Annotated in this window: 6 protein-coding genes; 4 read left to right on the top strand and 2 right to left on the bottom strand. The window is 68.0% G+C overall.

Features of this window, described 5'->3' with window-relative positions; translation table 11 throughout:
• Positions 1-128: 128 nt before the first annotated feature.
• The gene (locus tag ACWF0M_RS38015) at positions 129-1,505 is read right to left on the bottom strand and encodes an ABC transporter substrate-binding protein (RefSeq protein WP_452240628.1); all 1,377 of its coding nucleotides are present in this window, start codon (positions 1,503-1,505) and stop codon (positions 129-131) included.
• Positions 1,506-1,704: 199 nt separating this feature from the next.
• On the opposite strand from ACWF0M_RS38015, the gene ACWF0M_RS38010 reads away from it, so the two are divergent.
• Complete coding sequence (locus ACWF0M_RS38010) at positions 1,705-2,664, top strand: sugar-binding transcriptional regulator (protein WP_452240627.1); 960 nt, start codon at positions 1,705-1,707, stop codon at positions 2,662-2,664.
• A gap of 6 nt (positions 2,665-2,670) precedes the next feature.
• A complete protein-coding gene (locus ACWF0M_RS38005; RefSeq protein WP_452240626.1) occupies positions 2,671-3,459 on the top strand; it encodes a phosphotransferase in 789 nt (262 codons plus the stop codon).
• Here the strand turns inward: ACWF0M_RS38005 and ACWF0M_RS38000 are convergent.
• Complete coding sequence (locus ACWF0M_RS38000) at positions 3,416-3,844, bottom strand: hypothetical protein (protein WP_452240625.1); 429 nt, start codon at positions 3,842-3,844, stop codon at positions 3,416-3,418. The two genes, ACWF0M_RS38005 and ACWF0M_RS38000, sit on opposite strands and share 44 nt — an antisense overlap.
• Before the next feature lie 68 nt (positions 3,845-3,912).
• Here ACWF0M_RS38000 and ACWF0M_RS37995 point away from each other — a divergent pair, with 68 nt between their 5' ends.
• Together ACWF0M_RS37995 and ACWF0M_RS37990 are read left to right on the top strand one after the other, a co-directional pair.
• A complete protein-coding gene (locus ACWF0M_RS37995) occupies positions 3,913-4,512 on the top strand; it encodes a uridine kinase family protein (protein WP_452240624.1) in 600 nt (199 codons plus the stop codon).
• Positions 4,513-4,642: 130 nt separating this feature from the next.
• A complete protein-coding gene (locus tag ACWF0M_RS37990; protein WP_452240623.1) occupies positions 4,643-5,272 on the top strand; it encodes a hypothetical protein in 630 nt (209 codons plus the stop codon).
• The last annotated feature ends 546 nt before the right edge of the window (positions 5,273-5,818 follow it).

Genomic DNA, 5,818 nt, shown 5'->3' with positions numbered 1-5,818 from the left:
TTGATACGCCGACCACCTATATCTACACTGCTTTTGTGGTCGGCCGCGTCTGATGTGTATATGTGACTGGCGGGACCGGGTCCCGGGGGGGGGCGGATCGCGCTGCGATCCGCCCCCGGTCGTCGGGCCTACTTGTGCTTGCCTGCCACTTGCTCGGCGAGCTTCTGGCCATTGGCGAGCGCCTGCTCGACCGTGCCTCTACCGGCGATGGCCCCGGCGATGTCCTGGGTCACCTTCGTGCCGAGATCCTGGAATTCCGGGATGTCGACGAACTGCACACCGACTGTCGGCCTGGGCTGCACGCCCGGGTTGGTCGGATCGGCCTCCTCGATCGCCTTCAGCGTCATGTCGCCGAAAGCGGCCGCGGCCTTCTTGTACTCCGGGAGCTCATAGGTGCTGGCGCGCTTCCCGGCCGGAAGCCGAGCCCACCCGAGCTTCTCACCGACCAACTTCTCGTAGTCCTTGCCCGACGCCCACAGCATGAACTTCGATGCGGCATCGGCATTCTTTGTGGTCTTCGGCATGACCCACGACCACGTCCACAGCCACCCGGACGACTTGGTCTTCTCCACCGGAGCGAACACGTAGCCGACCTTGCCGGCGACCTTGCTGACATTCGGGTCCTCGAGCGAGCCGGCCGCCGAGGTCGCGTCGTACCACATCGCGACCTTGCTCTGGCTCATCGCGTTCAGGCACTCCGTGAACCCCGCCTGCGCCGCGCCCGCTTCACCGTGCGCCCTCACCAGGTCGACGTAGAACTTGGTCGCTGCGGTGAACTCGGGCGCGTTGACCTGCGCCTGCCAGTCCTTCGTGAACCAGGTGCCTCCGAAGGTGTTGACCATCGTCGTCAGCGGCGCACCCAGCTCGCCCCACCCGGGCAGGCCGCGCAGGCAGATGCCCTTCATGCCCGGCTGCGCACCGTCGACCTTCGCGGCGATGTCCCCGACCTGTTGCCAGGTCGGGCGCTCGGGCATCGCGATGCCCTTCGCCGCCAGGACGTCCTTGCGGTACATCAGGAACGAGGACTCACCGTAGAACGGCAGGCCGTAGAGCTTCCCGTCCTCGCCGGACAGCGACTGCACCATCGGCTTGAGCAGGTCGGCCTTGTCGAACTTCTGGTCGGCGTCGGCGTAGGAATCGAGCTCGTGCAGCCAGTTGTTCTTCGCCCAGATCGGGACCTCGTAGGCCCCGACGGTCGCGACGTCGTACTTGCCTGCTCCGGTCGCGACGTCCTGCGTCACCTTGTCCCGCAGCTCGTTCTCCGGCAGGACGGTGTAGTTCACCGTGATCCCGGTGTCCTTGGTGAAGCTGTCCGCGGTGAGTTTCTGGATGTCGACCATCTGCGGGTTGCCGACCATGAGGACGTTGATGGACTTCGCGCTGCCACCGCCACCGCCACCGGCGCCGCCGCCGCCGCCCGCACCACCGCAGGCCGACAGGGCCAGCGCGGCAGCGGCCGGCAGCGCCAGCGCGATCGTCGTACTCCGAATGAACCTGCTGCGCACAGCTGCCTCCAGATGTCGTAGAGCTCGTGTTGGTGCGCCTCGCCCCCACGGCGTCACGCCGCAGAGGGCGGCGCTCATATGAGCACGGCTCTGCTCATACATGAGTCTGCGGAGACCACTGCACAAATGTCAAGAGTTCATGCAACACTTGGGCGGCGTGACGCTCATCTGAGCGCGAGGTCGCGTGGGAGGAGAGCAGATGGAACCGGGAAGCGGTACCTTCGGGCCGTCGCAGCTGGTCCTGACGGCGTCTATCGCCCGCCGGTACTACGTCGACGGGCGGTCGAAGGTGGAGATCGCCGACGAGTTCCGGCTCAGCCGGTTCAAAGTCGCGCGATTACTCGACCAGGCGCGCAGCAGTGGCCTGGTGCGGATCGAGATCAGCCATCCCGGCGCCATCGACCTCGACCTCTCGGTCCGTTTGCAGGAATCCTACGGTCTCCGGCGGGCGATCGTGGTGGACACCCCGGAGGTGGATGAGACCGCCCTGCGGACGCAGCTCGGCAAGGCAGCCGCGGAACTCCTCTCCGAGATCGTCACCGCGGACGACGTTCTCGGGCTCGCCTGGGCCCGAGCGGTGACCGCCATGACCGAGCAGCTGACCGCACTCGCTCCGGTCCCGGTGGTTCAGCTCACCGGTGCCCTGACCCGTCCGGACGTCGAAGCGAACTCGGTCGAGCTCGTGCGGCACACCGCGCGCCTGTCGGGCGGACCGGCGTACCTGTTCTATGCGCCGCTCGTCGTGCCGGACGCCGCGACGGCGCGCGCGTTGCGGCAGCAGCCGGAGGTCGCCGAGGCGATCGGCCATTTCGACTCGGTGACGAAGGCCGTCGTCGGGCTCGGGTCGTGGGCGGCCGGGCAGTCGACGCTGTACGACGCGATGGACGAGAAGGCGTGTGAACAGTTGCAGCGCCGCGGGGTCGTGGCGGACATCTCGGGCGTGTTCGTGGACGCGGACGGCGTACCGGTGCAGAGCCGGGTCACCGACCGGGTGATCGCGATCAACGCGGAGCAGATGGGCCAGATCGACGAGGTGATCGCGATCCCGTACGGGCTCGCGAAGGTCGCAGCGGTGCGCGCCGCCGTACGCAGTGGGCTGGTGAACGCGATCGTTACCCACGCACCCCTGGCGAAGGCCTTGCTGCAACAGTCAGACTGACCGGCGATGCCTGCTGCTGAGGTCGAGCTGGTCGGAGGTACGGCGAACCGCGGGTTGGTGGTGCGGGTCGGAGATACCGTCCGGCGGCCGCTACGCGCCAGTAGTGCGGCGACGCATGCGCTGCTGCGGCACCTGGAGAGCGTCGGGTTCAAGGGTGCGCCGGCGTTCCTCGGCGTCGACTCGCGGGGGCGGGAGGTGCTCTCGTACCTGCCCGGGGAGACCGTTACGGCGCCGTACCCCTCCTGGTCCATGACGGACGAGGCGCTCGACAGCGTGGCGGTGCTGCTGCGGTCGTACCACCAGGCCGTCGCGGACTACCGGCCCGTCGGGCTCGAGTGGGCCGAGCCGGTGCCTGCCGGCTACGTGACCGGGCTGATCAGCCACAACGATCCGAACCTCGACAACGTGGTGTTCCGGGACGGTGTCGCGGTCGCCCTCATCGACTTCGATCTGGCCGGACCCGGATCGGCCTTGTGGGACGTCGCAACCGCCGTACGGCTGTGGGCCCCGTTGCGTCCGGACGCGGACATCCACGACGTACGGCGTGGGCAGTCGCTTGCTCGTCTCCGCCGCTTCGCGAACGCCTACGGCCTGACCGACGCCGACCGCCTCCGCCTGGTCGACGCCGCCGCCGACAACCACGTCTGGTGCATGGACTACGTCCGCCGCGGCTCCGAAGCCGGCCACCCCTGGTTCCGCCAACGCTGGACCACCGGCGAAGCGGAACTCACCGACCGCACGAATCGCTGGTTCAAGCGGTCGGACGCCGCACTCCGTCGCGCGCTCGTGAACTGAGCTCCCGCTCCCCCTCTTCCCTGCCCTCGTAGTACTTCTCCTGCAGCCGCTTGATCCACAGCGGGATGAAGATCGCTACTCCGGTCGGGAACGGAGTACCCCAGTCGTCCTCGCCCAGCAGCGCCACCACAAGCGCAGCACAAGCCAGGGCTATCACCACCATCCAGCCTTTGCGGCAGATTCGGGGACCGTCGTCGGACATCAGTCCGCGCCGGGTGACGGCTCCGATTCCGAACATCACCCCGGTCAGCAGGAACACGGTTGCCATGGCGATCCGGTACCACTGGTCGGCAGCGGCGTACGACCCGTAACCCCTCAGCGTGACCACAGCGGACACGAACCACCCGATCGCGATCAGCGCGTAGAACGCTGCGCCCAGCTTCATCTTCGGCACACCTGGTTATCGCGAGTGGGGATTGGCCGTTACTGCAGGAAGTGGAAGAGAATGTGCCGGTGCGTTCACGGGTGGTGTTGCTGGCGGGGCCTTCGGGGGCGGGGAAGTCGCGGCTCGCGGAGCAGGTCGGGCTGCCCGTCGTACGGCTCGACGACTTCTACCGCGACGGCGACGACGACGCGATGCCGCGGTCGCCGCTCGGGATCGTTGATTGGGACGACCCACGCTCCTGGGACGGGGACCGCGCGGTCGCGGCCCTGGAACAGCTGTGTACGACGGGAACCGCCGAGCTCCCGATCTACGACATCGCGGCCGACGGCACTGTCGGTCACCGTCCGGTCACCACCGGCGGCTCTCCGCTGATCGTTGCTGAAGGCATCTTCGCCGACCAGATCACCGGCGCGCTCCGCGACCGCGACCTGCTGGCGACCGCGATCTGCGTGTACCACCACCGCGTCGTCACGTTCGTCCGGCGGTTCCAGCGGGACCTCCGCGAGCACCGCAAACCCCCGCTGACACTGCTCCGCCGCGGCCTGCTGCTGCTCCGCGACGACCCGCAGGTGGTCCGCCGCTGTGTCGCCGCGGGCTGCGAACCCATGCGTCCGAAGGCCGCCCGTGCCCGGATCGAGACGCTTCTCACCCAGGCGACGTCTCAGTAGGACCTAGGTTGTTCGCCTGAAGTTCACCAAGTTCTGTTGGTATCGGGGCCAACCATCGGATGCACTCGGGGGCGAGTGGCCGAACGGAGAGGGACCCGTGAGACGTAATGCGTCAGGCATTGCCCTTGTAGTGAGCGCATTGCTGCTGGGTGTGACCGCCTGTGGGAGCGAGGACGGCACGTCGGCCAGTACTGCCCAGACCCCGGCCGCGAAACACTCCGCGCTCTCGGGTACGGCGGACAAGGCTCCGAAGAGCGCGCTCGCGGCACTGGCGGCGCTCCCCCGCGGGTACGTCGCGGATCCGCGCAACGTCACCGGTCCGTTCACCGCGTCGTCGTACCTCAACACCTGGTCCGCCGACCCGGCGCTGGACCGTGCCTTGCTGCTGAACGCGAGCTTCGTCGAGGGGTACCGGGCGACCCGGCTCAGCCCCGACAAGAAGAAGCGCTACACCGTGCAGTTGTTCAAGACCGGCTCGGCCGCCAAGGCGAAGGCGCTGCAGAAGGGCCTATGGAGCCAGGACGTCCACGACCACCCGTTCACGATCCCGAACGCGCTTTCCGACGCCCGAGTCGAGTACGACGGCAGCACCGACCAGTCGATCGCCGTAGCCGAAGCCAGCCTCGCGGTCGGCCCGATCGTCGTAGAGCTCACGATCCGCGAAGCCAGTGCCCTAGGCACCGACCTCACCCCCGACACCGCCCTCATCACCGCCCTGGCCGATGAGCAGCACACCCGCCTCACCACAACCTCCAGCTGAGCCCCCAGAACGGCGGCACGGGACGGCATAACCGGCTCTTGTGACCGACGCATAGGTGGTCGACGGGTCCCAGGGCGGCGCCGTCCTTGCTGTGATCGGCAGCTCGACAGGACATGTCGGACGGCCGGGTAGTGCACCTGAGCGTAAATGCGTCCGTGCGTACACCGTCCCACCGGTGCTCTACCTGTCGAGCTCACACATCCCCCGGCCACGAGCAACCGAGCCGCCCGCACCACACCACACCACCGCTCGCCCGCACCACCGCACCGCACCACACCACCGCACCGCACGCACCGCCCGCACCGCACGCACCGCACCACCGCACGCACCGCACCGGCCGGTCCATCCCGTCGGCCGGCCTTGGCCGGGCGCGACGGGCCCCTCGCACACGAGGGGATATCCGATGGTGTTGTGGGTTCTCTGTTGGTAGTAGAGGGGAGAACCCACAACACCAGGGGATATCCGGCTCTTCTGACTGATCCGTGGGTCAGTTTCGGCCGGGGAGGGGTGGGCGGTAGCCGCCGAGGGTGAGCATGGCCAGGGCGA

The sequence above is a fragment of the Kribbella sp. NPDC055110 genome, from assembly GCF_053607525.1.
Note: the sequence above shows the minus strand (reverse complement) of the source record. Positions and strands in the feature narration are given on the sequence as shown.